The sequence below is a fragment of the Mesorhizobium sp. B2-4-18 genome (assembly GCF_006441385.1).
Classification (GTDB): Bacteria; Pseudomonadota; Alphaproteobacteria; order Rhizobiales; family Rhizobiaceae; genus Mesorhizobium; species Mesorhizobium australicum.
Map to the genome: position 1 here is coordinate 95,549 of NZ_VFUW01000008.1, position 25,990 is coordinate 121,538.

General features: G+C 63.6%; 26 protein-coding genes. 22 read left to right on the top strand and 4 right to left on the bottom strand.

Translation table 11 applies throughout. The features are described from left to right. Positions 1 to 8: 8 nt before the first annotated feature. The 5 genes from FJ527_RS19800 (at position 9) to FJ527_RS19820 (ending at position 6,078) form a co-directional block, all read left to right on the top strand. Entirely contained in the window at positions 9 to 1,007 is a 999-nt protein-coding gene (locus FJ527_RS19800) for an aldo/keto reductase (RefSeq protein ID WP_015315664.1), read from the top strand. Positions 1,008 to 1,337: 330 nt separating this feature from the next. Beyond that, positions 1,338 to 2,330 carry an ABC transporter substrate-binding protein gene (locus tag FJ527_RS19805; protein ID WP_015315663.1) on the top strand — a complete coding sequence of 331 codons (993 nt, stop codon included), beginning with the start codon at positions 1,338 to 1,340 and terminating at the stop codon, positions 2,328 to 2,330. A gap of 151 nt (positions 2,331 to 2,481) precedes the next feature. Further along, positions 2,482 to 4,035, top strand: coding sequence for a sugar ABC transporter ATP-binding protein (locus FJ527_RS19810; protein WP_140823914.1), 1,554 nt, complete (start codon positions 2,482 to 2,484; stop codon positions 4,033 to 4,035). After that, a complete protein-coding gene (locus tag FJ527_RS19815; RefSeq protein ID WP_015315661.1) occupies positions 4,032 to 4,997 on the top strand; it encodes an ABC transporter permease in 966 nt (321 codons plus the stop codon). The genes FJ527_RS19810 and FJ527_RS19815 overlap by 4 nt, the downstream gene beginning before the upstream one ends. 64 nt (positions 4,998 to 5,061) lie before the next feature. Continuing rightward, entirely contained in the window at positions 5,062 to 6,078 is a 1,017-nt protein-coding gene (locus FJ527_RS19820; protein ID WP_140823915.1) for a zinc-binding alcohol dehydrogenase family protein, read from the top strand. A gap of 2 nt (positions 6,079 to 6,080) precedes the next feature. Here FJ527_RS19820 and phnF read toward each other — a convergent pair whose 3' ends face one another. Continuing rightward, the gene (gene phnF, locus FJ527_RS19825) at positions 6,081 to 6,830 is read right to left on the bottom strand and encodes a phosphonate metabolism transcriptional regulator PhnF (RefSeq protein WP_140823916.1); all 750 of its coding nucleotides are present in this window, start codon (positions 6,828 to 6,830) and stop codon (positions 6,081 to 6,083) included. 111 nt (positions 6,831 to 6,941) lie between these two features. Between phnF and phnG the strand changes: the two genes are divergently transcribed. The 12 genes from phnG (at position 6,942) to phnE (FJ527_RS19885) (ending at position 17,657) form a co-directional block, all read left to right on the top strand. Beyond that, complete coding sequence (gene phnG / locus FJ527_RS19830; RefSeq protein ID WP_140823917.1) at positions 6,942 to 7,403, top strand: phosphonate C-P lyase system protein PhnG; 462 nt, start codon at positions 6,942 to 6,944, stop codon at positions 7,401 to 7,403. After that, on the top strand, positions 7,403 to 8,014 hold the full coding sequence (gene phnH, locus FJ527_RS19835) for a phosphonate C-P lyase system protein PhnH (RefSeq protein WP_140823918.1): 612 nt from the start codon (positions 7,403 to 7,405) through the stop codon (positions 8,012 to 8,014). The genes phnG and phnH overlap by 1 nt, the downstream gene beginning before the upstream one ends. Before the next feature lies 1 nt (position 8,015). Then, positions 8,016 to 9,128: a carbon-phosphorus lyase complex subunit PhnI gene (locus tag FJ527_RS19840; RefSeq protein ID WP_140823919.1), complete on the top strand. Its 1,113-nt coding sequence runs from the start codon at positions 8,016 to 8,018 to the stop codon at positions 9,126 to 9,128. Further along, positions 9,125 to 10,036, top strand: coding sequence for an alpha-D-ribose 1-methylphosphonate 5-phosphate C-P-lyase PhnJ (locus tag FJ527_RS19845; protein WP_140823920.1), 912 nt, complete (start codon positions 9,125 to 9,127; stop codon positions 10,034 to 10,036). The genes FJ527_RS19840 and FJ527_RS19845 overlap by 4 nt, the downstream gene beginning before the upstream one ends. Continuing rightward, a complete protein-coding gene (gene phnK / locus FJ527_RS19850; protein ID WP_140823921.1) occupies positions 10,033 to 10,809 on the top strand; it encodes a phosphonate C-P lyase system protein PhnK in 777 nt (258 codons plus the stop codon). The genes FJ527_RS19845 and phnK overlap by 4 nt, the downstream gene beginning before the upstream one ends. Before the next feature lie 319 nt (positions 10,810 to 11,128). Beyond that, positions 11,129 to 11,836: a phosphonate C-P lyase system protein PhnL gene (phnL, locus tag FJ527_RS19855; protein ID WP_140823922.1), complete on the top strand. Its 708-nt coding sequence runs from the start codon at positions 11,129 to 11,131 to the stop codon at positions 11,834 to 11,836. Beyond that, positions 11,833 to 12,471, top strand: a complete 639-nt coding sequence (locus FJ527_RS19860) for a DapH/DapD/GlmU-related protein (RefSeq protein WP_140823923.1) — start codon at positions 11,833 to 11,835, stop codon at positions 12,469 to 12,471. Before phnL ends, FJ527_RS19860 begins: the two co-directional genes overlap by 4 nt. A gap of 81 nt (positions 12,472 to 12,552) precedes the next feature. Then, positions 12,553 to 13,263, top strand: coding sequence for a DUF1868 domain-containing protein (locus FJ527_RS19865; RefSeq protein ID WP_140823924.1), 711 nt, complete (start codon positions 12,553 to 12,555; stop codon positions 13,261 to 13,263). Between the two features lie 129 nt (positions 13,264 to 13,392). Then, a complete protein-coding gene (gene phnC, locus FJ527_RS19870) occupies positions 13,393 to 14,250 on the top strand; it encodes a phosphonate ABC transporter ATP-binding protein (RefSeq protein WP_140823925.1) in 858 nt (285 codons plus the stop codon). 111 nt (positions 14,251 to 14,361) lie between these two features. Then, a complete protein-coding gene (gene phnD, locus FJ527_RS19875) occupies positions 14,362 to 15,270 on the top strand; it encodes a phosphonate ABC transporter substrate-binding protein (RefSeq protein ID WP_015315649.1) in 909 nt (302 codons plus the stop codon). Positions 15,271 to 15,329: 59 nt separating this feature from the next. Further along, complete coding sequence (gene phnE / locus FJ527_RS19880) at positions 15,330 to 16,286, top strand: phosphonate ABC transporter, permease protein PhnE (RefSeq protein ID WP_140787824.1); 957 nt, start codon at positions 15,330 to 15,332, stop codon at positions 16,284 to 16,286. A gap of 3 nt (positions 16,287 to 16,289) precedes the next feature. Next, complete coding sequence (gene phnE / locus FJ527_RS19885) at positions 16,290 to 17,657, top strand: phosphonate ABC transporter, permease protein PhnE (RefSeq protein WP_140823926.1); 1,368 nt, start codon at positions 16,290 to 16,292, stop codon at positions 17,655 to 17,657. A 294-nt stretch (positions 17,658 to 17,951) separates the two neighbouring features. On the opposite strand, the gene FJ527_RS19890 is transcribed toward phnE (FJ527_RS19885), so the two are convergent. The 3 genes from FJ527_RS19890 to FJ527_RS19900 form a co-directional block, all read right to left on the bottom strand. Beyond that, positions 17,952 to 18,803 (bottom strand): sugar phosphate isomerase/epimerase, encoded by an 852-nt coding sequence (locus FJ527_RS19890; protein ID WP_140823927.1) that lies wholly within the window; start codon positions 18,801 to 18,803, stop codon positions 17,952 to 17,954. A gap of 215 nt (positions 18,804 to 19,018) precedes the next feature. Continuing rightward, positions 19,019 to 20,206 (bottom strand): Gfo/Idh/MocA family oxidoreductase, encoded by a 1,188-nt coding sequence (locus tag FJ527_RS19895; RefSeq protein ID WP_015315645.1) that lies wholly within the window; start codon positions 20,204 to 20,206, stop codon positions 19,019 to 19,021. 53 nt (positions 20,207 to 20,259) lie between these two features. Then, positions 20,260 to 21,315 (bottom strand): sugar phosphate isomerase/epimerase, encoded by a 1,056-nt coding sequence (locus tag FJ527_RS19900; protein WP_015315644.1) that lies wholly within the window; start codon positions 21,313 to 21,315, stop codon positions 20,260 to 20,262. 398 nt (positions 21,316 to 21,713) lie between these two features. On the opposite strand from FJ527_RS19900, the gene FJ527_RS19905 reads away from it, so the two are divergent. From FJ527_RS19905 to FJ527_RS19925, 5 genes are read left to right on the top strand one after another with little or no spacing between them, the layout of a single operon-like run. After that, positions 21,714 to 22,601, top strand: coding sequence for a sugar phosphate isomerase/epimerase (locus tag FJ527_RS19905; protein ID WP_015315643.1), 888 nt, complete (start codon positions 21,714 to 21,716; stop codon positions 22,599 to 22,601). A gap of 60 nt (positions 22,602 to 22,661) precedes the next feature. Beyond that, a complete protein-coding gene (locus tag FJ527_RS19910) occupies positions 22,662 to 23,831 on the top strand; it encodes a mandelate racemase/muconate lactonizing enzyme family protein (RefSeq protein WP_140823928.1) in 1,170 nt (389 codons plus the stop codon). A gap of 2 nt (positions 23,832 to 23,833) precedes the next feature. Beyond that, on the top strand, positions 23,834 to 24,553 hold the full coding sequence (locus FJ527_RS19915) for a FadR/GntR family transcriptional regulator (RefSeq protein ID WP_015315641.1): 720 nt from the start codon (positions 23,834 to 23,836) through the stop codon (positions 24,551 to 24,553). A 14-nt stretch (positions 24,554 to 24,567) separates the two neighbouring features. Next, positions 24,568 to 25,548, top strand: a complete 981-nt coding sequence (locus FJ527_RS19920) for a hydroxyacid dehydrogenase (RefSeq protein WP_140824009.1) — start codon at positions 24,568 to 24,570, stop codon at positions 25,546 to 25,548. Positions 25,549 to 25,588: 40 nt separating this feature from the next. After that, the gene (locus tag FJ527_RS19925; protein ID WP_140823929.1) at positions 25,589 to 25,978 is read left to right on the top strand and encodes a hypothetical protein; all 390 of its coding nucleotides are present in this window, start codon (positions 25,589 to 25,591) and stop codon (positions 25,976 to 25,978) included. The last annotated feature ends 12 nt before the right edge of the window (positions 25,979 to 25,990 follow it).

The following is a 25,990-nucleotide window of genomic DNA, read 5'->3' on the forward strand; positions in this document are numbered from 1 at the left end:
GGTTGCGCATGGAAAAACGCCGCATCGGCCAGACCGCGTTGGAGGTCACCGAAGTCAGTTTCGGAGGCGCCGCGATCGGCGGCCTCTACCGGGCGTGTTCGCGCGAAGCGGCAATGGAAACGCTGCAGGGTGCCTGGGAGGCGGGCCTGCGCTATTTCGACACCGCGCCCTTCTACGGTTTCGGCCTGTCGGAACGGCGCTTCGGCGATTTCCTGCGCTACAAGCCACGTGATTCCTATGTGTTGTCGACCAAGGTCGGCCGCCTGCTTCACCCGGTGCCCGAAGATCAGGTGCCAGACCACTCCTATGTCGATCCGCTGCCCTTCGCGCTGGACTACGACTATTCCTATGACGGCATCATGCGCTCGGTCGAGTTCAGCTATGCGCGCCTTGGGCTAAACAGGATAGACATCCTGTTTGTCCACGATATCGGCGTTTACACGCACGGTGTCGAGAAAACCAAATTGCACTTTCGCCAGTTGATGGACGGCGGCCTCAAGGCGCTCGAGGAGCTGAAGCGGGCCGGCACGATTTCCGCCTACGGGCTCGGCGTCAATGAAGTCCAGATCTGCCTCGACGTGATGCGCCGCGCGCCGCTCGACTGCATCCTGCTCGCCAGCCGCTATTCCTTGCTCGACCGCAGCGCGGAAGCCGAATTGCTGCCGCTGTGCCGGGCGCAACGGACCTCGCTTGTCATTGGCGGGGTTTTCAACTCAGGCATATTGGCGACCGGGCCGGTGCAAGGGGCGCATTTCGACTACCAGCCCGCCAGCCGCGATGTTCTCGACCGTGTCGATGCCATGGAGAAGATCGCCGCTGAAGGTGGCTACCCGCTGCCCGCCGCCGCGTTCCAGTTTCCTTTGCACGAACCCGCGGTCGCCACTGTGCTGACCGGTACCGCAAAATTGGCAAACCTGACGCGCAACCTCGAACTGCTCGATATCGACGTGCCGGAGACGGACTATGCCAGGTATCGTCCCTACACGGTGGTGCAGGAACTGCATTGAAGCGCATCGTCGCGATGTGCACGGGCGCGCGACCCGCCTTCGCGATGTCGCGATCCAAAGAAGAATGAACATTCCATATTGACTGAGCTATGGAATTAATATTCCATGGCTTTACAGAACGGAAACGGGAGCGCCTGACCGCGACAAGGGAGAAGCCGCCGCTAGGGGAGTCATTGTCTGGAAGAACTGGCTGAAACACCGCTTGCATCGGCTGGATCGATGCACTATCAAAACGGTGCAACTGTTTTTTATTGATAAAGTTCTGTTTGGGCTACGCCTATCCGGACGGAGCTTCCGTTAACGTTCACCGGGCGACTTAGGGAGGATCCTATGAAATTCGTGACCAGCATTCTCAACCGCCGCGCCGTCATGGCCCTGGCGGCAGCATCGATGCTCACCGGCGTCATGCATACCGCACCGGTTTCGGCGGCGGATGTGACCATCCCGATCATTGTCAAGGACACCACGTCCTTCTACTGGCAGATCGTTCTGGCCGGCGCCCGCAAGGCCGGCAAGGATCTCGGCATCAACGTGCCGGAACTCGGCGCCCAGGCCGAGACTGACGTCAACGGCCAGGTCTCGATCCTCGAGAACGCCGTCGCCAGCAACCCGGCCGCGATCGTGATCGCGCCCACCGAGTTCAAGGCGCTGGGCAAGCCGATCGATGAAGCGGCCGCCAAGGTCAAGGTCATCGGCATCGACTCCGGCGCCGACTCCAAGGCCTTCACCTCGTTCCTGACCACCGACAACGTGCAGGGCGGACGCGTCGCCGCGGACGGCCTTGCCGCCGCCATCGGCGCCGCCAATGGCGGCAAGATCGAGGGCGACGTCGCCCTGATCACCAACGCTCCCGGCGCCGGCTCGCTCGAACAGCGCAAGCAGGGCTTCACCGAGCAGCTCAAGGCAAAATATCCCGGCCTGAAGCTGGTCGCCGACAAATACGCCGACGGCCAGGCCACCACCGGACTCAATATCGCCACCGACCTGATCACCGCCAATCCGAACCTCAAGGGCATCTTCGCCTCCAACCTGATCATGGCGCAGGGCGTCGGCCAGGCCGTCGCCGAGAACAACCTTGGCGGCAAGCTGGCGCTGGTCGGCTTCGACAGCGACGAGAAGCTGATCAAGTTCCTCAACGACGGCGTCATTTCCGCCCTCGTCGTCCAGGATCCCTACCGGATGGGCTATGACGGCATCAAGACCGCGCTCGCCGCCTCGAAGGGCGAAAAGGTCGAGGCCAATGTCGACACCGGCGCCAATCTGGTGACCAAGGCCAATATGAAGGACCCCAAGATCGACGCGCTGCTCAATCCCAAGCTCTAAGCAGCCGGCGTTCAAAACCGCTTCCGGGGCCAGAGGCCCCGGAAGCATCCGCCGCCAAAGCGGCTTGGCGATCAGCCCGTTTGGCCTTCGCCTGAAAGACGACCGCAGCCTCGCCGAATGCCAACCGCGAGGCCAATCTGGGAGGATTGTCATGACGCCGACCGCGCAGGAACTGCATCCGGCCCCCGTGCTGGAACCCGGCAGGACCATCCTCGAACTGCGCGGGCTGGAAAAACGCTACCCCGGCACCCATGCGCTGAAGCCGGTCAATCTCGCCTTCAAGTCAGGCGAAATCCACGCCATCGTCGGCGAGAACGGCGCCGGCAAATCGACCCTCATCAAACTCCTGACCGGCGTCATGCCGCGCACCTCTGGCGAGGTCCTCTGGGAAGGCCAGCCGGCAGCCCTGGCGACGCCGCATGAAGCGATGGCGCTCGGCATCAATGCCGTGCACCAGGAAGTCGTGCTGTGCCGTCACCTGACGGTCGCCGCCAACATGTTCCTTGGCGAGGAAAATTCCCGTTTCGGCATCCTGCAGCAGCGCGCCATGGTCAGGGAAGCGCAGACGATCATCGACGATCTCGGCTTCGACCTGCCGGCGCATGTCGTGCTGGGTGATCTCACCATCGGCCAGCAACAGCTGATCGCCGCTGCCCGCGCCACGGTGCGCGGCACCAAATTCCTGATCTTCGACGAACCCACGGCCTACCTCACCCGCAAGGAGGCCGACCAGCTTTTCACGCTGATCCGGCGCCTGAAGGGTGAAGGCGTGACGATCATCTACATCAGCCATCGCATGGAGGAGGTCTTCGAACTCGCCGACCGGGTTTCCGTGCTGCGCGACGGCACGCTGGTCGGCACACGCAATATCGCCGAGACCAATGATGCCGAGCTGGTCAAGATGATGATCAACCGCTCTATCGAACAGGTCTATCACAAGGAGCATTTCACGCCGGGCGCTCCGATCGTCGAAACAAGGAACCTGTCGGGCAAAGGCTTCGAGAACATCTCGATGATGGTGCGTGCCGGTGAGATCGTCGGCCTCTACGGACTGATCGGCGCCGGCCGCAGCGAGTTCGTCACCTCGCTCTATGGACGTCATAAGAAGTCGGCCGGCCAGATCCTGTGGGAAGGCAAGGACGTCCAGATCAACTCCGAGCACGACGCCATCAAGCTCGGCATGGCACTGGCGCCGGAAAGCCGCCGCGACCAGGGCCTTTGCCTCAATCTGCCGGTCGGCCTCAACCTCAATTTGCCGATCTACAAGCGCATCTCCAGCAATCTGTTGATCTCGAACGCGAAAGAGAAGGCCGAGGCCGACCGTCAGATCGCCGGCCTGAGGATCAAGACGCCGACGCGCGGGGCGCTGGCGTCGAGCCTTTCGGGTGGCAACCAGCAGAAGATCGTCATCGGCAAATGGCTGGCGCACGGCGCCAAGCTGTTCATCTTCGACGAGCCGACGGTCGGCGTCGATGTCGGCACCAAGGCGGAGATCTATCGCCTCTTCGGCGAGCTGTTGTCGAAGGGCGCCGGCATCATCCTGATCTCGTCCTATTTGCCGGAGATCTACGAACTGGCCGACACGCTGCACGTGTTCCGGCGCGGCAAGCTGGTGGCCACGCACGGGTTCCACACCGCCAGTCACGAGGACATTCTCACGCAGGCGCTCGCCGAGAAACAAGAAAAACTGGGAGGACAGACATGAGCATCGAGGCGATCCCCGCCGAAAAACCGAAGCGCAACTACAACGTCCTGTTCGGGCTGACGCTGCTGGCGCTGCTGGTGCTGCTCTGGATCGTCCTGTCCCTGGCGACGCCAAGCTTCGCCTCGGGTAACAACATCGCCAATCTTCTGCGGCAGGGCTCGATGATCGCCATCATGGCGGTCGGCCAGACCTTCGTCATCATCACCGGCGGCATCGATCTGTCGGTCGGCGCGGTGGTCGGCTTCGCCACCGTCGTCGTCGCCATGCTGATCAATGCCGGCGTTCCGATCGCGGTCGCCATCCTGATCACCTTGCTCGTCGGTGTCGCCATCGGCCTTTTCCATGGCTTCGGCATCGTCAAGATGGGCTTGCCGCCGTTCATCATCACGCTGGCGACGCTGACCTCGCTGCGCGGCATCGGCCTTTTGATGACCAACGGCAACTCGATCAACATCAACAGCGACAGCTTTACCGCCTTCTCGCGCAATTCCTTTATCGGCATCCCCAATTTGTTCTGGATGGTGATCCTGGTGGGTGTGCCCGCCTATGTCTTCCTGCATCACAGCCGTTGGGGCCGCTACCTCTTTTCGGTCGGCTCCAACGCCGAGGCCTCGCGCCTGTCCGGCGTCAATGTCCAGCGCACCATCTACATGGCTTATACGCTGTCCGGCCTGTGCGCGGCCTTCGTCGGCGTGCTGCTCGCCGCCCGCATCGGCATCGGCAACCCGACCCAGGCCGAGGGCTGGGAACTGCAGGCGATCGCCTCTTCGGTCATCGGCGGCACCTCGCTGTTCGGCGCGGTCGGCTCGGTGCACGGGCCGCTGCTTGGCGCCTTCATCCTGGCCACCATCAACAACGGCGCCAACCTGCTCAACGTCAACTCGTTCTGGCAGCGCATCATCACCGGCGCGCTGATCATCATCATCGTCTACTTCGACGGACTGCGCCGCCGCGGCAAATGACGCATTCCAATCGATCGCCGGCTTGGCGCGGGCCGGCGATTTCTTGAACAGACTGGATCAAAGCATGAAAGCCGTCGTCTGCCGCTCGCCCGGCGACCTTGCTGTCGAAGACCACCCGGCTCCCGGCGCCCCACCTCCCGGCTGGGCTCTGGTGGCGGTCAGCCATGTTGGCATCTGTGGCACCGACTACCATATCTTCGAGGGCAAGCACCCGTTCCTCGTCTATCCCCGCATCATGGGCCATGAGGTCTCCGGCACCGTGATCGAGCGGGGCGAAGGCGTCGACCTCGCCCTTGGCGAACCGGTGATCATCAACCCCTACCTTTCCTGCGGCAAATGCATCGCCTGCCGGCACGGCAAGCCCAATTGCTGTGTCAGGATCGAAGTGCTCGGCGTGCACCGCGACGGCGCGATGTGCGAACAGGTCCTGGTGCCGGCTAAGAATCTCTATCCCACCAACGGCCTGTCGCTCGCCGACGCCGCCGCCGTCGAATTCCTGGCCATCGGGGCGCATGCCGTCCGGCGCGCCCGGGCCGAGCCTGGCGCCCGCACCCTGGTCATCGGCGCCGGCCCGATCGGGCTCGGCACCGCCATCTTCGCCCGCATTGCCGGGTTGGATGTGACACTTCTCGATATGAGCACCGAAAGACTGGTCTTCGCGGCGAGTGAACTCGGCTTTTCGATTCTCGACGGCTCGCAAGGACCCGTGTCCGATCTGGTGCGTGATGCGACCGATGGCGAAGGCTTCGACGTGGTCTTCGACGCCACCGGCAACACGCGATCGGTTCAATCGGCCTTTGCCCACGTCGCGCATGGCGGAGCGCTGGTGCTGGTCAGCGTCGTCAAGGACGATATTGTTTTTTCCGATCCCGAGTTCCACAAGCGAGAAATGACATTGATCGGCAGCCGCAATGCGTTGCGCGCTGACTTCGACCATGTCGCGGCCTCGATCCGCAATGGTGCCGTGCCGTTGGCCAAGCTTGTCACCCACCGCACCACGCTGGCCGATACGCCAGGGGATCTCGCCCGCTGGGCGCATGAAAAGTCGGGCCTGATCAAGGCTGTCATCGAGATCGGATAGCCTTACAGCGCCGACAGCTTCAGCTCCACCCGCTCGGCCGGGAAACGCGACTCCGAAAACTGGATCGGCTGGCCGTCGGGCGTGACGTTGACCGCCACCGTGACCAGCACGATGGCGCCCGGCTGCAGGTCGAGATCGGCGAGATCGGCGGCGTCGGCATGGCGCGCCGACAGCACGGTCGATTGCCTGAGATAATCGTCGATACCGAAACGTGCGAGCGAGGCGGTGATAGAACCGGTTTGCGCCATCGCCTTGTCGATGCCGGCAAAGCGCCGGGCATCGAACCATCCAGCGGCGCGCGACACTGGCCGTCCGTCAGCCTCGCCGCGTGTCTCCAACCGGATCACCTCGGCACCCCGGGCAAGGCCAAGGCCTTCCGCCACGCGCTGGCTGGCGGGCTCGACCGACGAAGCGAGCAGCACGATGTGCCGTTCCGACGTCTGCCCCTGCAGGCCAGTCGAAAAGCGTGTCCGCGCGCCAATCGGATACGACAGCCGCTTGCGTGACAGGACGAAGGTGCCGCGCCCCTGTTCGGCCCGCAGCACGCCCTCCTGCACGAGGGCCGATATGGCGCTGCGTACGGTGTGACGGTTAACGCCGTAGCGCTCGGCCAGCGCGACTTCGGGCGGCAGCGCGGTATTTTCGGCGAAATCGCCGGCGGCGATCGATTGCAGGATCCTGTCGGCGATCTGGCGCCACAGTGAGACGCCGCTGCGTCGCTCGATGCTGTCGGCCACGTCATGCCCGATCATGTTTTGCCCCCCGGCCTGTCACGCACCCGTCATGGACTCGCGTTAGGTAATATGTATAATTTGTATAGTTGTCTATATCAATAGACAAATTTAGCTGAGAGGAAGTTGGCGATGCGAGGACAGGAAGCCCGCGACCAGGCCGAGCGCAAGGCCGCCATGGCGACGCTGGCGCAATCGAGCGGCGACGACATCGTCCGGCTCTGGAACGAGTCCGGCCTGCCTTCGCAAGCCGAACTTCTGCGCGGTCCCGAGACGGGCCTTGTCACGCTTCGTGGCCGCATCGGCGGCGGCGGCGCGCCCTTCAATGTCGGCGAGGCGACCGTCACGCGTGCCACTGTCCGGCTGCCATCCGGGCAGGTCGGCCATTGTTACGCGCTTGGCCGCGACAAGCAGAAGGCGAAGCTGGGAGCAATAGCCGACGCGCTCTGGCAGGACCCTGCCCGCCGCACCGAGGTCGAGACCAGGCTGATCGCGCCTTTGCGGTCGGCGCTTGCCGCTGCCCAGGAAAAACGCCGCGCCGAGACGGCGGCAACGAAGGTGGATTTCTTCACCATGGTTCGCGGAGAAGATTGATGGATATCGCTGCGCAATCGATCGAGGGCGGTTTCGCCGATCCGGTCTTCAACGCTCAGACCGTGTTTCGGGCCGTCATGGATGCCATGGCGCGGCCGGGCAGTGTCCACCCCTTGCCACCCCTGGCCCGCCCACCGGCTCCGCTCTCGGCGACGTCGGGCGCCGTAGCACTGGCGCTATGCGACAACGACACGCCGCTCTGGCTCGACCCTCCCCTGCATGCCTCCGCCGCGATCGGGTCCTGGCTTGGTTTCCACACAGGCGCGCCGCTGGCCAACACGCCGGCCGACGCGCATTTCGCGTTTGTTGCCACGCCGGCCGAGATGATGGCGCTCGACGGTTTTTCGCAGGGCACGCAGGATTATCCCGACCGATCGACGACGCTGATCCTGCAGGTCGGCGACCTCGCTTCAGGCACTCCGTTACTGCTGGAAGGCCCAGGCATCGAAACCAGCGCCACGATCGCGCCGGCACAGTTGCCGCGCCATTTCGTCGAGCAGTGGAAGCAGAATATCAGGCGCTTTCCGCGCGGCGTCGACATCATCCTCGCCACATCGGACCGCATAGCCTGCCTGCCGCGCACGACGCGTATCAAGACGATGGAGGCGTAAGATGTATGTCGCGGTAAAAGGTGGCGAAGCCGCCATTGCCAACGCCCACAGCCTGCTTGCCGACCGCCGGCGCGGCGACCGCTCGGTGCCCGCACTTCGCCTCGACCAGATCGTGGAACAGCTGGCGCTCGGCGTCGACCGGGTGATGAGCGAAGGCTCGCTCTATGACAGGGAACTGGCCGCGCTAGCCGTCGTTCAGGCGCGCGGCGACATGATCGAGGCGATCTTCCTGTTGCGCGCCTACCGCACCACGCTGCCGCGCTTCGGCTATTCCAGACCGATCGACACCAGCACCATGCTGGTCGAGCGGCGTGTGTCGGCGACCTACAAGGATCTGCCCGGTGGCCAGTTGCTCGGCCCGACCTTCGACTACACCCACCGCCTGCTCGACCCCGAGCTCGCCGCCGGTGTCGATGTCGCCGAGCCCTTGCGGCGCGAGACGGAAGCCCAGGCGATGCCGCGTGTCTCGGCTATCCTTGCCCGCGAAGGCCTGATCGAGCCCGATGGCGACATGCCTGGGGATCATGTTCCCGGCGACATCACCCGCGAGCCGCTGGAATTCCCGATGGCGCGCGACATCCGCCTGCAGGCACTGTCGCGCGGCGACGAAGGTTTTCTGCTGGCGCTCGGCTATTCCACCCAGCGCGGCTATGCCCGCAACCATCCCTTTGTCGGCGAAATCCGCATCGGCGAGGTCGAGCTGGAGCTCGACGTTCCCGAACTGCCTTTCGCCGTGCCGCTCGGCATGGTGCGCGTCACCGAATGCCAGATGGTTAACCAGTTCAAGGGCTCGGCCAAGGCGCCGCCGCAATTCACCCGCGGCTACGGCCTCGTCTTCGGCCAGAGCGAACGCAAGGCGATGGCCATGGCGCTCTGCGACCGGGCCCTGCGCGCCTCGGAGCTCGGCGAGGACATCGTCGCGGCCGCCCAGGACGAGGAATTCGTCATCTCGCATTCCGACAATGTCCAGGCGACCGGCTTCGTCGAGCATCTGAAGCTGCCGCACTATGTCGACTTCCAGGCCGAACTCGACCTCGTGCGCCGCATGCGCGCCGAATATGAGGCCCGCGAAAATCCAGCGAAGGCGGAAGAAAAAAAGGAGGCAGCGGAATGACTGCGCAACCGACAGACATCGCCACCTACAACTTCGCTTATCTCGACGAGCAGACCAAAAGGATGATCCGCCGCGCGATCCTCAAGGGCATCGCCATTCCCGGCTATCAGGTGCCGTTCGCCTCGCGCGAAATGCCGATGCCCTATGGCTGGGGCACTGGCGGCGTGCAGGTCACCGCGTCGATCATCGGCCCCGACGATGTGCTGAAGGTCATCGACCAGGGCGCCGACGACACCACCAATGCCGTGTCGATCCGCGCTTTCTTCAAGAAAGTCGCTAACGTCGCGGTGACGACCGATACCGCCACCGCCACCATCATCCAGACCCGCCACCGCATCCCCGAACATCCGCTCACGGCGGGCCAGGTGCTGGTTTACCAGGTGCCGATCCCCGAACCGCTGCGCTTCCTCGAGCCGCGCGAGACCGAAACGCGGAAAATGCATGCGCTGGAGGAATACGGCCTCATGCATGTGAAGCTCTATGAGGATATCGCCAAGCACGGCCGCATCGCCACCACCTATGCCTATCCGGTCAAGGTCGAGGGCCGTTATGTGATGGACCCGTCGCCGACACCGAAATTCGACAATCCCAAGATGCACCGCTCGCCGGCCCTGCAGCTGTTCGGCGCCGGCCGCGAAAAGCGCATCTACGCCGTGCCGCCCTTCACCCAAGTGGTGAGCCTCGACTTCGAGGATCATCCGTTCGAGGTGCAGACTTTCGATCAGCCCTGCGCGCTATGCGCGGCCGGGAATGTCTATCTCGACGAGGTCATCCTAGACGACCATGGCGGCCACATGTTCGTCTGCTCCGACACCGATTATTGCGAGAAGCGGCGCGCCGACGGCCATCGCGGCCACCTTGCCCCCGAAACCGACCTTGCCGCAGGAAACATGGAGCCGGCGCAATGACCGACGAACCGCTGCTGCGCGTCTCGGCGCTCTCCAAGTTCTACGGCTCCCGGGTCGGCTGCGACAATGTCTCCTTCGACCTGTGGCCGGGCGAGGTTCTGGCTGTCGTCGGCGAGTCCGGCTCCGGCAAGACGACTTTGCTCAACTGCCTGTCGACCCGGCTGCTGCCTTCCTCCGGCACCGCCAGCTACCGCATGCGCGACGGCCAGCTCCGCGAGCTCTACCGCATGAGCGAGGCCGAGCGCCGCTTCCTGATGCGCACCGACTGGGGCTTTGTTCATCAGAACCCGGCCGACGGCCTGCGCATGACGGTCTCGGCCGGCGCCAATGTCGGCGAACGGCTGATGGCGGTCGGCGACCGCCACTACGGCAAGATCCGCGCTACCGCGGTCGACTGGCTGTCGCGCGTCGAGATCGAGGAAGACCGCATCGACGACGAACCGCGCGCTTTTTCCGGCGGCATGCGTCAGCGGCTGCAGATCGCCCGCAATCTCGTCACCGGGCCAAGGCTGGTGTTCATGGATGAGCCTACAGGTGGCCTCGACGTCTCGGTGCAGGCCCGCCTGCTCGACCTGTTGCGCGGCCTTGTCACCGATCTCGGCCTTGCCGCGATCGTCGTCACCCACGACCTCGCGGTGGCGCGGCTTCTGTCGCAGCGCATGATGGTGATGAAGGATGGCCGCGTCGTCGAAAGCGGCCTCACCGACCGCGTCCTCGACGACCCGCGCGCGCCCTACACGCAATTGCTCGTTTCCTCGATTTTGCAGGTGTGATGATGGCGCCAGGCCACCACCCGCTGCCAAGCGAATTTTTCAACGTTGGCGATTGGCGAAACCGCCCGACACAGCCCCTTCTCCCCGTCACTATACGGGGAGAAGTGCCCGGCAGGGCGATGAGGGGCCGCGCTGACGTGGCGGGAACGTGCGTTGCGGACGCATCTGTCGTCCCGGCACCTTCGCCCTGCGCAAAGCAACTGCTCAGCCGGACCTCGGCGCTGCCCCTCATTGTCCTGCCGGACATTTCTCCCCGTATAGTGGCGGGGAGAAAGAGCCGTATCCTCCCGCCGACCGACGACAATCGGAGAACCTTCTGATGCCGACCCCACTCGTTGTTTCCGACGTTGCCAAAAGCTTCACCATGCATCTGCGCGACGGCATCAAACTCCCTGTCGTCGCGGGTGTCTCGTTCTCGATCAAGGCGGGCGAATGCACCGTGCTCGGTGGTCCGTCCGGCGCCGGCAAGAGTTCGATCCTGAAGATGCTCTACGGCAACTACGCCGTCGACGAAGGCCAGATCATCGTCAGGCACGAGGACGGACTGATCGACCTCGCCCATGCCAGCCCGCGCACCGTGCTTGCCGTACGCCGGCAAACGATCGGCTATGTCAGCCAGTTCCTGCGCACCGTGCCGCGCGTCTCGGCTCTCGACGTCGTCGCTGAGCCACTGGTTGAACGCGGTGAGGAGCGCGAGGCAGCCCGAGCCAAGGCACGCGCGTTGCTTGCCCAGCTCAACCTGCCGGAAAAGCTCTGGCCGCTGCCGCCGGCGACCTTCTCTGGCGGCGAGCAGCAGCGCGTCAACATCGCGCGCGGTTTCATCACCGAGCATCCGATCCTTTTGCTCGACGAGCCGACCGCATCGCTCGATGCGACGAACCGCGACGTGGTGATCGAACTCATCGCCGCCAAGAAGGCGGCGGGCGTCGCCCTGCTCGGCATCTTCCACGATCACGATGTGCGCGAGGCGGTGGCCGACCGCATCATCGACGTCACCGCCTTCGCTCCGGGAAAAATCGCAGCATGACCAGGAAGCTATCGGAGACGCCGCTGGTTCACCCGACGGCGGAGGTCCACAACTCGACACTCGGCCGCTGGACCGAGATCGCCGACCGCAGCCGGGTTTCGGAAAGCGAGCTCGGCGACTATTCCTACATGATGCAGGACTGCGCGATCTGGTGCGCGACGATCGGCAAGTTTGCCAACATCGCCGCCAGCGTGCGCCTCAATGCCACCAACCACCCGACCTGGCGGCCGACGCTGCACCACTTCACCTACCGCGCCTCCGACTATTGGGACGACGCCGAGCATGAGAGCGAATTCTTCGCCGAGCGCCGCGCCAAGCGCGTCATCATCGGCCACGACACCTGGCTCGGCCACGGCTCGACCGTCCTGCCCGGCGTCACCGTCGGCGACGGCGCCGCCGTTGGCGCCGGCGCGGTCGTCTCGAAGGACGTCGCGCCCTACACGATCGTCGCCGGCGTACCGGCAAAACCGATCCGCGAGCGCTTCGACCGCCGCACCGCCGAGCGCTACCAGGCGCTTGCCTGGTGGGATTGGGATCACGCGAGGCTGCGCGCCGCGCTCGATGATTTTCGGGAGCTGACGGCCGAAGCGTTTTTGGAGAAACACGAAGAACGTGCATCGGGCAAAGAGGCATAGCCCTCACATCATCGTCATATCGCCGGCTTGTTCATATCCTTGACACAGGACTCGGACAGGACCTCCTTCAAGGAGATCGCCATGCTGGACACCGTCAGACCCTCGCTCGCCGGATTCTTTGCCGGCTCCAATCCGGCGTTGCCGACGCATCTCGGCACGCGCTACGACTCGTCAGGCAACTTCCTCCTCGAGCCGGGCAACACCGTCGTCAGCCATCTGGTCAGCGGCTCGCCTTCGGAAGCGGTGGTGTTGGCCGTCCGCGAGAAGATGCTGGCAATGCCTGATGCCGACCGCCTCGCCTTCACGCCGGTTTCCAGCCTGCACATGACCCTTTTCCAGGGCATAATCGAATATCGCCGTCGCCTGCCCTTCTGGCCGCGGGACGTGCCGCTCGACACCAGCATCGACGCCATGACCCGCCTCTATCTGGAGCGCCTGAAGGGGTTCCAGGGCTTCGGCCCTTTCAACATCAAGGTGGCCGAGGTCCTGCCGACCGGCCTCACCGTTGCCGGTGCGACCGAAGAGGATGCGCGCGTCATGCGTGAATGGCGCGATGCACTGACTGTACCGTTCGGCTACCGGCACCCCGACCATGACGCTTATGTCTTTCACATTACTTTCGCCTATCAGATCCGGCTTCTTGCGGATGATCGGGCCGCCGCGTGGCAGGCGCTTTTCGATGATTGCCTGGCGCTTTTCGCGAGCCAGGCGCCGGTGATCGAGATCAAGGCACCCGCCTTCTGCGCCTTCCGCGACATGAAGCATTTCGACGAATTGCTGGTGCTCGGCTGATCGCCAGCAGGAGCCGGCCGTCGTATCTGTGGAGCGTAACAAAACTGACATGCTGGTGACACGGCAGGTTCATGTGGTTGCGTTAGGCGAGTGCCTGACGATCAATATGGACCGGACTGGAACCAGCCCATGTCAGCAAGCTCTGCCACACTCGAAATCCGCGGCGTCAGCCGACGATTTGGCAAGAACACCGCCGTCAGCGACGTGAACATCTCGATCCCGCAGGGGCAGATGGTCGGCGTCATCGGTCGTTCGGGTGCAGGCAAATCCACTCTTCTTCGCATGATCAACCGTCTTGTCGACCCCAGCCAGGGGTCGATTTTTTTTGACGGCGCCGAGGTTTCCAGGCTGCGCGGGTCGCCGCTGCGGCGCTGGCAGCGCGACTGCGCCATGATCTTCCAGCAGTTCAACCTGGTGCCGCGCCTCGACGTGCTGACCAACGTGCTACTCGGCAAACTGAACCACCGTTCGACCCTGTCCAATCTTCTGGGCATGTTTTCGCGCGCCGAGTGCGCGGAGGCGGTCGCCGCACTCGAGCGGCTCGACATCGCCCGCACCGCACTTCAGCCCGCCGGCACCCTGTCGGGCGGTCAGCAGCAGCGCGTCGCCATCGCCCGCGCCATGATGCAGCAGCCCAGGGTGATCCTCGCCGACGAGCCGATCGCCTCGCTCGACCCGCTCAACGCCAAGGTGGTGATGGATTCGCTGCAGGACATCAATCTGCGCGAAGGCATCACCGTTGTCACCAATCTGCATACGCTCGATACCGCCCGCACCTATTGCAACCGCATCATTGGCATGGCCGCCGGCAAGGTCGTCTTCGACGGGCCGCCCGAAGAGCTCGACCGCCAAGCCGTGCGTCTTGTCTATGGAGCCGACAGCAATGGCGGCGAGATATCGGAGGTCATCACCTCCACCAGTGTTGCCTTCAAGCAGAAGATCGCCGCATCCGCCGGACCGCTCGAACCCGCATTCCCGGGATACTGAGCCCAGTAAGGGCCAATAACGAGCAGCCTGGATCGTCCGTCCGCGTCAAGGGCACTTGTCAAGATCAAGAACGCTGCCGGCGCGGGGCCGGAACTTACAGGAGAGATGTCAATGTTCAGGAAGATGGTTTTCGGTGCCGTTTCGGTGCTCGCCATGGCCACCAGCATGGCCCACGCCGCCGATATGAAGGAATTTCGCGTCGGCATTCTCGGCGGTGAAAACGAAACCGACCGGCTGCGCAACTACCAGTGCCTGGCCGATCACCTGAAGGCCGAATTCGGCTTCGAGAAGGTTTCGCTGTTCCCGGCCGCCGACTATGACGGCGTCATCCAGGGCCTGCTCGGCGGCACGCTCGACTTCGCCGAACTCGGCGCTTCCGGCTACGCCAGCGTCTATCTCAAGGATCCGAAGGCGGTTACCCCGATCCTCACCACCAAGCAGACGGACGGCTCCACCGGCTATTATTCGATCGGCCTGGCGCTGAAGACGTCGGGGATCACGGACATCAAGTCAGCCAAGGGCAAGAAGCTCGGCTATGCCGATCCGGATTCGACCTCCGGCTACCTGATCCCGCTGACCCAGATTCCGAAGACCACCGGCGCCTCGAACGAAACCTACTTCGCTTCGACCCAGTTCAATGGCGGCCACGAAAACAACGTTCTGGCCGTGCGTGACGGCAAGGTGGACGTCGCGGTCGATGATTCCTCGGGCATCGGCGACTTCAAGAACGGCTACACCTCCGGCACCTTCCACAAGGAAGTCGCCAAGGGCGCCGTCGACCCCAACGACTTCGTCGAAGTCTGGCGCTCGGGCCTGATCCCGAATGGCCCGCTGGTCGTTCGCACCGCGATCGGCGACGACATGACCGCCAAGCTGGCCGCCTTCTTCACCGACCTGCCCAAGAAGGACAAGGCTTGCTTCGAAGGCGTCGAAGGCGGCGATTTTACCGGCTACGTTCCGGTGAAGCCGGACTTCTACAGCGTCATCGTCGAAGCCCGTAAGGCAGCCATCGGCGGCTAACGGCGAAGTCGCAAAAGGGCGGTACCTCATCAAGTACCGCCCTTTTTGCATCTCCGATCATGACCCTTTCCGTGACAGCCCCCTCCGGTGCCACCCACGAGATGGCCGATGCCTGGCGACGCCAGACGTCGCTGCGCCGATTGTATACCGTGCTGGGCGTCGGCCTGCTGCTTGCCGCGATGCTTTCCAGCATGTGGTTCGCCGACGAAGCCAATGCCGGGCACTTCTTCGACCGGCTGCCGCATATTCTGGATTTCCTGAGCTGGCTGGTCCCCAGGGACTGGAACGACGTCTGGCGGGCGCTGTTCGACATTGCCTCGCCGCATGATACCGGCACCCAGGAATTCAACTTCCCGCTCGGCCGCGTCTACGTCTGGGGCGGTTTCTACATCCCCGAATATTTCGAGCTGATGCTGACCACCGTGAACGTGGCGCTGGTCTCGACCTTCATCGGCTTTGTCTTCGCGGTGCCCTTTTCCTTCATCGCGGCGCGCAACCTGACGCCTCATCCGGCACTGAGGCTAGTGGTCAAGCGCTTCATGGAATTGCTGCGTGCCTTTCCAGAGATCGTCATCGCCGGCCTGTTCGCTGCAATCGTCTCGACCGGTCCGATCGCCGCTATAATCGCCATCGGCCTGCATTCGATCGGCGCACTCGGCAAGCTGTTCTACGAGATCAACGAGAACATCGACATGCGTGCCGAGGAAGGCCTGACGGCGGTCGGCGCCAACTGGTTCGAACGGGTGCGCTTCGCCGACCTGCCTCAGGTGTTGCCCAATTTCGTCTCCTATACGCTGCTGCGGGTCGAGATCAACGTGCGGGCATCGACCATCATCGGCGCTGTCGGCGGGGGTGGCATCGGCGAGGAACTGAAGCTCTCCATCTCGCGCGGCTTCGGCGCCAAGACGCTGGCGCTGGTGCTGCTGCTGTTCACAACCATCTTCATCATCGACCAGTTTTCCGCCTGGCTTCGTCGCAAGCTGGTCGGCGAACAAGCCTTTATGATGGGGGCGTAAATCATGGCGACCATGACCGCCGAGGAGATTCTGTCGATCGAGGCGCGCCACCCGCAGGTGTTCCGGCGCCCGGCATACAAGCGCTTTGGTCCGCTGCTCCTGTTCGTCGGGACTCTCCTGTATCTGATCTATGCCTTGTGGTTCTTCAACCTGCCGCAGGTGCTGCGGGAATCGCACTGGGAGCGCCTGCCGCTCTTCCTGACGCAATGGATCAGCTACGATCTGCAGCCGGAATTTCGTCTCGACCAGCCGGAGATCACGCCCAAATACCCGCGCTTTTCCGCCCTGGGCGATAACCCGAATCCCGACTGGGTGGTCAGGAATCCAGACGGCACCTTCACTGTGCTGATCGACGGTCCAGCAAAATCCGTCACCTTCGACAAAACCCATGCGACGATTGCCGCGCATGGACAGACGGTGCCAGTGGCGCTGACCAGCGGCAAGCCGGTGGTCTCGGGTACGGTACCGGACTGGATCACCGCCCATGACGACGAGGTGGTGGCCAAAATGGGCTTCGCTGGCGAGGTGCGCGTCACTGTCGACCGCGTCAAGGTGCGCAAGCGCTTCCTCGGCTGGGCGAACTTCGTCTTCGACACGCGCTCGCCCTTCTTCGGCAAATCCGCGGGGGAAGTGATCTCGTTGATTGTATCGGGACCGGAACTGAAGCCCGGCACCTCGAATCTCGCACTGGCCGGCGACAACATCTGGAACAACGCCCAGTGGCAGCATGGCGACGTCTGGACGAAGCTCCTGCAGACCATCGTCATGGCCTTCCTCGGCACGCTGCTCGGCGGCATCGTCGCCTTCCCCCTTGCCTTCTTCGCGGCGCGCAACATCACGCCGAGCGGCGTGCTCAGCCAGGTGCTCAAGCGCTTCTTCGACTTCATGCGCTCGGTCGACATGCTGATCTGGGCGCTGTTCTTCACCCGCGCCTTCGGCCCCGGCCCGCTGGCGGGAAGTGCAGCGATTTTCTTCACCGAGATCGGCACCCTCGGCAAAGTCTATTCGGAAGGCCTGGAGAACATCGACGACAAGCCGCGCGAAGGCGTGCTCTCGACCGGCGCCAACGGCATCCTGGTGCAGCGCTACGGCGTGATGCCCGAAGTGATCCCGGTCTTCATCAGCCAGACACTCTACCAGTGGGAATCCAACACCCGCGGCGCCACCATCATCGGCGCCGTCGGCGCCGGCGGCATCGGCCTGAAACTGTGGGAAGCGATGCGCACCAATTCCAACTGGGCTAACGTGTTCTACATGGTGCTGCTAATTCTGCTCGTCGTCTTCGTTTTCGACAACATATCCAACTTCCTGCGCCGCCGGCTGAGCCGGACCATCCACGACTACAACAGGATCCAGGCCAGGCAGGGTTAGTGTTGTGACGCAGAAGCGCAAGCATCGTCTCGCCCGGCGCCGAGGGGTCGACCCCCACTTCGTCGAGCTTCGCTCGACACCTCTCCCCCGATCGACGGGGTAGAGGAAAGGCACCAGACTGTCCGATCCGCGCTTGTCCCCGAAGGCCGAGGCTCTCTTCCTGTCCCGGCGCCACCAAGCCCCTTCCTCTCCCTCCGGAAGGGGGAGAGGTGGCTCGGCGAAGCCGAGACGGAGTGGGGGAACCACCTGGCAAGCGACGCGACACAAATAGAAAATGGACCAGGCGTAGGGCGCCTAAGCCGCTTTCCTCCACTCGTCCCTGATATGCCTGTACCCGTCGCGATAAACCGCTTCCGGCGTCTCGGAAAAATCCCGCCACACCTTGGTCGCCGCCGCCAGATCCTTCAGCGAGCGACCGAAAGCCTCGATCGTCAGCCAGTCGTCATAGCCGCTCTTGCGAATGGCGGAAAAAGTTTCCTTCCACGGAATGTTGCCACGCCCCGGCACGCCGCGATCGTTCTCCGATATATGGATATGCACGACATTGCCGCGGTGCTTCGTATAGGCGCCGATCGGGTCGGCTTCCTCGATATTGGCGTGGAACGTATCGTACATCGCCTTGATGTGCGGCCGGTCGATGGCATCGATATGCTCCGACAGGTCGGCCATGGTGTTGAGGAGGTAGCATTCGAAGCGGTTCAGCGCCTCGAGCCCGACGGTGACGTTGCGCTTTCCGGCATGGTCGCCGATGGCACGCTGCGAGGCGATCGAGCGCTTCTTTTCGGCGGCGGTCGGTCCGGACCCGGAAAATCCGCCGAGCGTCGAATGCAGCGGTCCGCTCAGCGTGCGGGCGCCAAGCGCATCGGCGCAATCGATTGCCCATTTCATGTAGTCGACACCGGCCTTGCGTGTTGCCGCATCGGCCGAAATCAGGTTCATCGCCGGATCGCCCATGGCTGACACAGCGGTCCGCTCCAGCCCGATACGATCAAGCCATTCGCCCAGTTTCCTGTAGTCGTCCGGCGTGCCGGCGAAGATCGGGATTTCGACACCGTCGAAGCCGGTTGCCTTGATGTCTCGAAGCAGCGGCTCGTGCTTCTTCGATACCGCCGTCGTCCACAAGAACATGCACATGCCGATCTTCATCGACGCCCTCCCCTTGTTGGCGGCCGGCTGATTACACCGCCGGTTTTCGCCACTCCCCCTCATCCGGCCGCTTCGCGGCCACCTTCTCCCCGAGAGGGAGAAGAGATAGGCGCCAACGCCGCCTCTCCCCCTCGGGGAGAGGCCGGATTGCCCCGAATTGCCCTAGGCAATTCGGTTGGCTATCCGGGTGAGGGGCCCTCGTTACTCGGCGCCTCTTACAGCTTGGTCCAGGCCCCGTTCTTCTTCGACGACTTCACGCAGGCCTCGATGAAGGCCATGCCCTCGACGCCGTCCTGGATGGTCGGGAAGACGACATCCTTTGCTGGCTTGCCACCCTTCTTGCGTGCCGCGCGGATGGCCCGTGCGGCCTCCTGGTAGATGTTGGCGAAGCCTTCGAGGTAACCCTCGGGATGGCCTGACGGAACGCGGCTGACACGGCCCGCCACCGGCAGCGCACCGGCGCCGTTGCGGGTGATCAACTGTTTCGGCTGGCCGAAGGGCGTGTACCAGAGATAGTTGGGATCGGCCTGCACCCATTCCAGCCCGCCCTTCGAACCGTAGATGCGCAGCTTCAGGCCGTTCTCATGCCCGGGCGCCACCTGGCTCGCCCAGATCATGCCCTTGGCCGGATGCGTTTTCCCCGTCGGTTTGAAACGCAGCATGACGTTGACATTGTCGTCGAGCAGCCTGCCCGGCACGAAGGCGTCGAGATCGGCCGACAGGGAGTCGAGTTCGAGCCCGGAGACGAAGCGGGCGAGATTGTAGGCATGCGTGCCGATATCGCCGAGCGCGCCGCCGGCGCCCGCCTGCTTGGGGTCTGAACGCCAAGCAGCCTGCTTCTGGCCGGTGGCGGCGAGGTCCTCGGTCAGCCAGTCCTGCGGATATTCCGACTGCACGATGCGGATGTCGCCGAGCACACCCTTGGCGACCATTTCGCGCGCCTGCCGTACCATCGGATAGGCGGTGTAGTTGTGGGTGAGCACGAACACCTTGCCGGTCTTTTCGACGATCGCCGCAAGCCTTTTCGCCTCGGCCAGGGTCGTTGCCAGCGGCTTGTCGCAGATCACGTGGATGCCTGCTTCCAGGAAGGCCTTGGCCGCCGGCACATGCACGTTGTTGGGAGTGACGATGGCCACCGCCTCGATGCCATCCGAGCGCTTCGCCTCGGCCTTGGCCATTTCGGCGTAGGACGCATAGCTGCGCGAGGGATCGAGCCCGAGTTCGGCGGCCGAGGCTTTCGCGCGCGCCGGGTCGGCCGACAGGGCGCCGGCGACCAGCACGAAATCATTGTCCATGCGCGCCGCGATCCGGTGCACCGCGCCGATGAATGCGCCCTGCCCGCCGCCGACCATACCGTAACGGATCGGGCCACCTCCCGTTTCCGATTTCGATGCACCAACCATGTTTTTCTCCCTCGTGTGAGATACCCCTCCCCCGAGGGAGAGGGAAAGCCGTGTCAAATTCCCATCATGGCGCGCAGCAGCTTCTTGTCCGTGGTGCCGGCGGCGAAATCGTCGAATGCCTTCTCTGTCACCCGGATGATGTGGTGCTGGATGAAGGGCGCCCCTTCGGCCGCACCATCCTCCGGATGCTTCAGGCAGCATTCCCACTCCAGCACCGCCCAGGAATCGTAGTTGTACTGCGTCAGCTTGGAGAAGATGCCGCCGAAATCCACTTGCCCATCGCCGAGCGAACGGAAGCGGCCGGCGCGGTTCGTCCAGCTCTGGTAACCGGAGTACACGCCCTGCCGTCCGGTCGGATTGAACTCGGCATCCTTGACGTGGAAAGCCTTGATCCGCTCGTGATAGATGTCGATGAATTCGAGATAATCGAGTTGCTGCAGCAGGAAATGCGAAGGGTCGTAATTGATGTTGCAGCGCTTGTGGCCGCCGACCGCGTCGAGGAACATCTCGAAGGTCGCCCCGTCGAACACGTCCTCCGAAGGATGGATTTCGTAGCCGACATCGACACCATTGTCTTCATAGGCGTCGAGGATCGGCTTCCAGCGTTTGCCGAGTTCGCCGAAGGCTTCCTCGATCAGTCCGGCGGGCCGCTGCGGAAAGGGATAGAGGTAAGGGAAAGCCAGCGAGCCGGTGAACGACACCGAGACATTCAGCCCGAGATTGCGTGATGCCTTGGCACCGAACTTCATCTGTTCGACAGCCCATTCCTGTCTCGCCTTTGGGTTGTTGTGCACCGACGGCGGCGCGAACCCATCCATCTGCGCGTCATAGGCCGGATGCACCGCCACCAATTGCCCCTGCAGATGCGTCGACAGTTCGGTGATCTCGACCCCGGCGTCAGTGCAGATGCCCTTCACCTCATCGCAATACGCCTTGGAAGACGCCGCCTTCTTGAGGTCGAACAGGCGCGCGTCCCAGGTCGGGATCTGCACGCCCTTGTAGCCGAGACCGGCGGCCCATTTGGTGATCGACGTCAGCGAATTGAACGGTGCGGCATCGCCCGCGAACTGCGCCAGAAACAGTCCAGGGCCCTTCATTGTCGTCGGCATCGGCATCCTCCTCGTTTGTCACGACCAAGCATAGCGCCTGATGAAAGCAGGGCCAGTCACTTTGGTCTTATCGCGTCGGACGCTCGCCGACACCGCCATTCTGGTATGACCAAATAAGGCAATCTGGTCAAGCCTTGGAATGCGCCGAAAAGGCACTCCGAGAGCCCAAAATAATGGCACATATCGCAATGTAATCAACAAACTAATCCAGCCTGAAAGTTGCGTCGCCACAGTTGTTGCCGTCTCAAGGAATTTGCTGTAGACCTCATTTCAGACCCAATTGGTCTAACCAGTTTGCAGTAAAAGGCTGGGGATGCCTTGGGGAAGAACCCTTGCGTCGTCTTCCGGCGATGCATGTCGCAGGCAAACCATACGGACGAATCTGGGAAGGACAGACCATGCATCTTTCGACGCACAACTGGATGCGCGCGGAACCGCTTGAGACGACGCTGAAGCGCATCAAGAAATTCGGCTATGAGTCGATCGAGATTTCCGGCGAGCCCGCGCAGTACAAGACCAAGGAGACGCGGGCGCTGCTGAAGGAGCATGGCATTCGCTGCTGGGGCGCGGTGACCTTGATGCTGGGTGAACGCAACCTCGCCGCCAGGGACCAGGGCCAGCGCGAGCGCTCCGTGCAATACGTCAAGGACGTGCTGACGATGGTCGGCGAACTCGACGGCGAGATCATCACGCTGGTTCCGGCGACCGTCGGCAAGGTGGTCCCGGACGGTACCGAGGAAGAGGAATGGAAGTGGGTGGTCGACGCGACCCGCGAATGTTTCACCCACGCCAAGAAGGTCGGGGTCAAGATCGCCGTCGAACCGCTCAACCGCTTCGAAACCTATCTGTTCAACCGCGGCGCCCAGGCGCTGGCGCTGGCTGACGCGGTCAGCCCCGAATGCGGCGTCTGCCTCGACGCCTACCACATCCACATGGAGGAATTTAACGTCCATGACGCTATCCGCCAGGTCGGAAAGCGCCTGTTCGACTTCCATGTCGCCGACAACAACCGCTTTGCCGCCGGCCTCGGCCAGATCGACTGGCCAAGGATCGTCGCCACCTTGAAGGAAGTCGGCTACGACGGCGCACTGACCAACGAGTTCGTCGCCCCGGTCGACCGCACGCCGGCAGCACCCTATCCCGACATGGTCGAGCGCCATCCGGTCGATATCTCGCCCGAGCAGCTGAAGTTCATCCAGGACCATGGCTCCAGCGTGCTGACCGAGAAATTCTACACCGACCAGATGCGCATCACCGCCGAAACACTGCTGCCGCTGATCAAATAGTCGACTGCCGCTGGGAAATTTGCCCTTCCGCCCCGACCGGCGGCAGGGCTGGGGAAAAACATGCGCATCAAGACAGTCCAGGCCTGGTGGGTCCGCGTGCCGATCGAAGCCGCGAAGCAGCATCGCAGCGACTTCGGCCAGGTGACGACCTTCGACGCCGCCATCCTGCGCGTCGAAACCGATGACGGGCTGGTCGGCTGGGGCGAAGGCAAGAACGCAGCCGGCAGTGCCGGCAGCTACGGCGCACTCGTTCACATGCTGAATCACGAGGTCGGGCCGCAGTTGATCGGCCGCGATCCGGCCGACATCGGCGTCATCTGGGAGATGCTCTACAACGGCGTGCGCCATGAGAGCGCCGCCCGCGCCGGCCACGCCATGCCACAACTGGCGCGGCGTGGCATGAGCGTCGCCGCCATCAGCGCGGTCGACATCGCGCTCTGGGACATACTGGGCAAGTCGCTGGGCCAGCCGGTCTGGCGGCTTCTCGGCGGCCGCAAGGTCGATCGCATGCAGGCCTATGCCTCGGGCGGCTGGGCCTCCGCCGATGCCATCGGGGAACAGCTGAAATCCTATATCGCCAAAGGCGGCTTCAAGGCGCTGAAGATGCGGGTCGGCGCCATGGACGGCGCGGCGCACGTTTCCGCCGCCCGCGTGCGCGCCGCGCGCCAGGCACTCGGCCCCGACGTCGAGCTGATGGTCGACGCCCATGGCACCTACACGGTGGCGGAAGCCAAACGCTTTATCCATCTCGTCAACGACCTCGATCTCGCCTGGTTCGAGGAGCCTGTCATCGCCGACGACAAGCCAGGCATGGCCGAAGTGCGCGCCTCCGGCGCCGTTCCGATCGCCACCGGCGAAAGCGAGGCGACACGCTATGCCTTCCGCGATCTCGCCGTTCTCAGGGCCGCCGACATTTTCCAGCCGGACCCGGCCTTCTGCGGCGGCATCAGCGAGGCGATGAAGATCGGGACCATCGCCAGCGCCTTCAATTTGCGCTTTGCGCCGCATCTGTGGGCCGGCGCGCCCTGCTTCTTCGCCGGGCTGCATGTCTGCGCCGCGTCGCCTTCGAGTTTCACAGTCGAGTATTCGCTCGGCGCCAACCCGATGATCCACGATCTGGTCGAAGAGACTGTCGAAGCCAAGGACGGTATGATAGCGATCCCGGAAAAGCCCGGATTGGGATTCACCGTTTCAAAGCGATTCCTGGAGGCGCACGCGCAACGCAATTGACGATGAAAGAAAAGAACCTTCTCGCCGAACTCGCCGCCTATCTGTTCTCCCACTCGGACAAGGAGAGCGGCCGCACGCCGTCGGAACGCGAATTGGCGGAGCATTTCGGCGTCAGCCGCGGCCAGATCCGCGAAGCGCTCGCCATCCTCGAAGCCATGCGCATTGTCGAGCGCCGCGCCAAGTCGGGTATCTACATCGACACCAAGCAGGCCAGCGTCGAGGCGCTGGCGCTGTTCGCACGTGCCGGCCTGCCGCTCGATCCCTTGCAGATCTATGAAACGGTCGAGTTGCGCAAGATCCATGAGATCAAGGCCGCCGAGCTTGCCTGCTCGCGCGCCACCGAGGAGAATTTCGAGCGCCTGCGCGAAATCCTCAAAGCCTCGGAAGACCGCATCGCCGCTGGCGAAGGTCTGGCCAAGGAAGACCGCGAGTTTCACCTCGAGATCGTGCGCGCCACCAAGAACAGCGTCTTCCACAACATCTGCAGCGTCTACTATCTGATGGGCGAGCAGCGCCTGCCGATCTATTTCAACGATCCTGAACGCAGTGTGCGCTCGCATGCCGAGCACGTGCAGATCTACGAGGCGCTGCTGCGCCGCGACGGCAATCTCGCTCAGGCGCTCATGAGCGCCCATCTGCAAGGCGCGGAAAGCTACTGGAAGGGCCTGATCGAGGGCGGCATGGCGGCTTCGCCCGCGGGCGCGGCACTCGAAAAGGCCTGACCGTGACCCAGACCGTGCCAAAGATCCTGTCGACGCATCCGCTGCACCCGCGCGCCACGGCCAAGCTGGCCGGCGCCGGCCAGCTGGTCATCGCTTCGGCGCTCGACCCCGGCACATTGGCGGGGGAGGCCAAGGATGCCGACATCGTCATCGTGCGGGCGCCGCTGCCGCCGGCGCTGTTCGAGGGCGCATGGAAGCTGAGGGCCGCGATCCGCCATGGCGCCGGTCTCGACATGATCCCGATGGAAGCGGCCGCGGCGGCCGGCGTGCTCGTGGCCAACGTGCCGGCGGTCAATGCCCGCTCGGTGGCCGAACATGTCATGTTCACCGCGCTTGCACTGCTGCGGCAGTTCCGCCGAGTCGACCGCGACCTGCGCGCCAAGGGCTGGCTGGCCGGACGCGAGCACGCCAATGCCAACATCGAACTCGCCGGCAAGACCATCGGCATCGTTGGTCTCGGCGCCGTCGGGCAGGCGGTCGGCCACATCGCCGCACACGGCTTCGACCTCAAAGTGGTGGCAACGACACGCAGCATGCAGCCAGCGCCGGAAACAGTCGGCTTCCTGTCGATCGACGCGCTGGTCGAGCAGAGCGACATCATCGTGCTCTGCTGCCCGCTGACGCCGGAGACGCGCGGCCTGATCAGCCGCGAACGCATCGCCCGCATGAAACCCAACGCACTGCTGATCAACGTGTCGCGCGGGCCGGTCGTCGATGACGACGCGCTGGTTGACGCCTTGCGGGAGCGCCGCATCGGCGGCGCCGCGCTCGACGTTTTCTCGACGCAGCCGCTGCCGCCAAGCCATCCCTATTTCGGCTTCGACAATGTCATCATCACCCCGCATATGGCGGGGATTACCGAGGAATCGATGATGCGCATGGGCGTCGGCGCGGCCGGCGAAGCCTTGCTGGTGCTGGCGGGCAAACTGCCGGTCAATCTGCGCAATCCAGAAGTGGTCGATCACTACCGGCGTCGGTTTCCGGCGCAGATATAGCATCGCCGTTTCGCCCCAATTCTCCGCGACGTTGCGAGCCATGTCCGGTCTTCGCCTTGCAGTTCTGATTGTCGCAACTTCGTCCATCTGCACCTTGCCGGCATTCGCAGCGGCCGAGAGCAGCTATGTCTATTGCGACAACGGACTACGCTGCTTCAAGGCGCCCTGCCCGTCGAACAGCGCGCTCGACCTTGCCACCGGCGCCATCATCAAGGGCGTGTCGGTCGACACCAGCGGATTGCCGCAGGCCGACAAGGCGACAACGGCCCAGTCCGACGTGCTTTATAGCGGAAAGATCGTCGTCAGGGGCTCGATCGAGCATCGCATCCAGACCTTCACCGGCAAGGAATACAGCCTGCCCTGGCTGGTCGCGACCCGCATCGTGCGCACCGCCAAGGACGGCGAACGCAAGCACTGTTCATCGCACTGATCCGTCATCCGT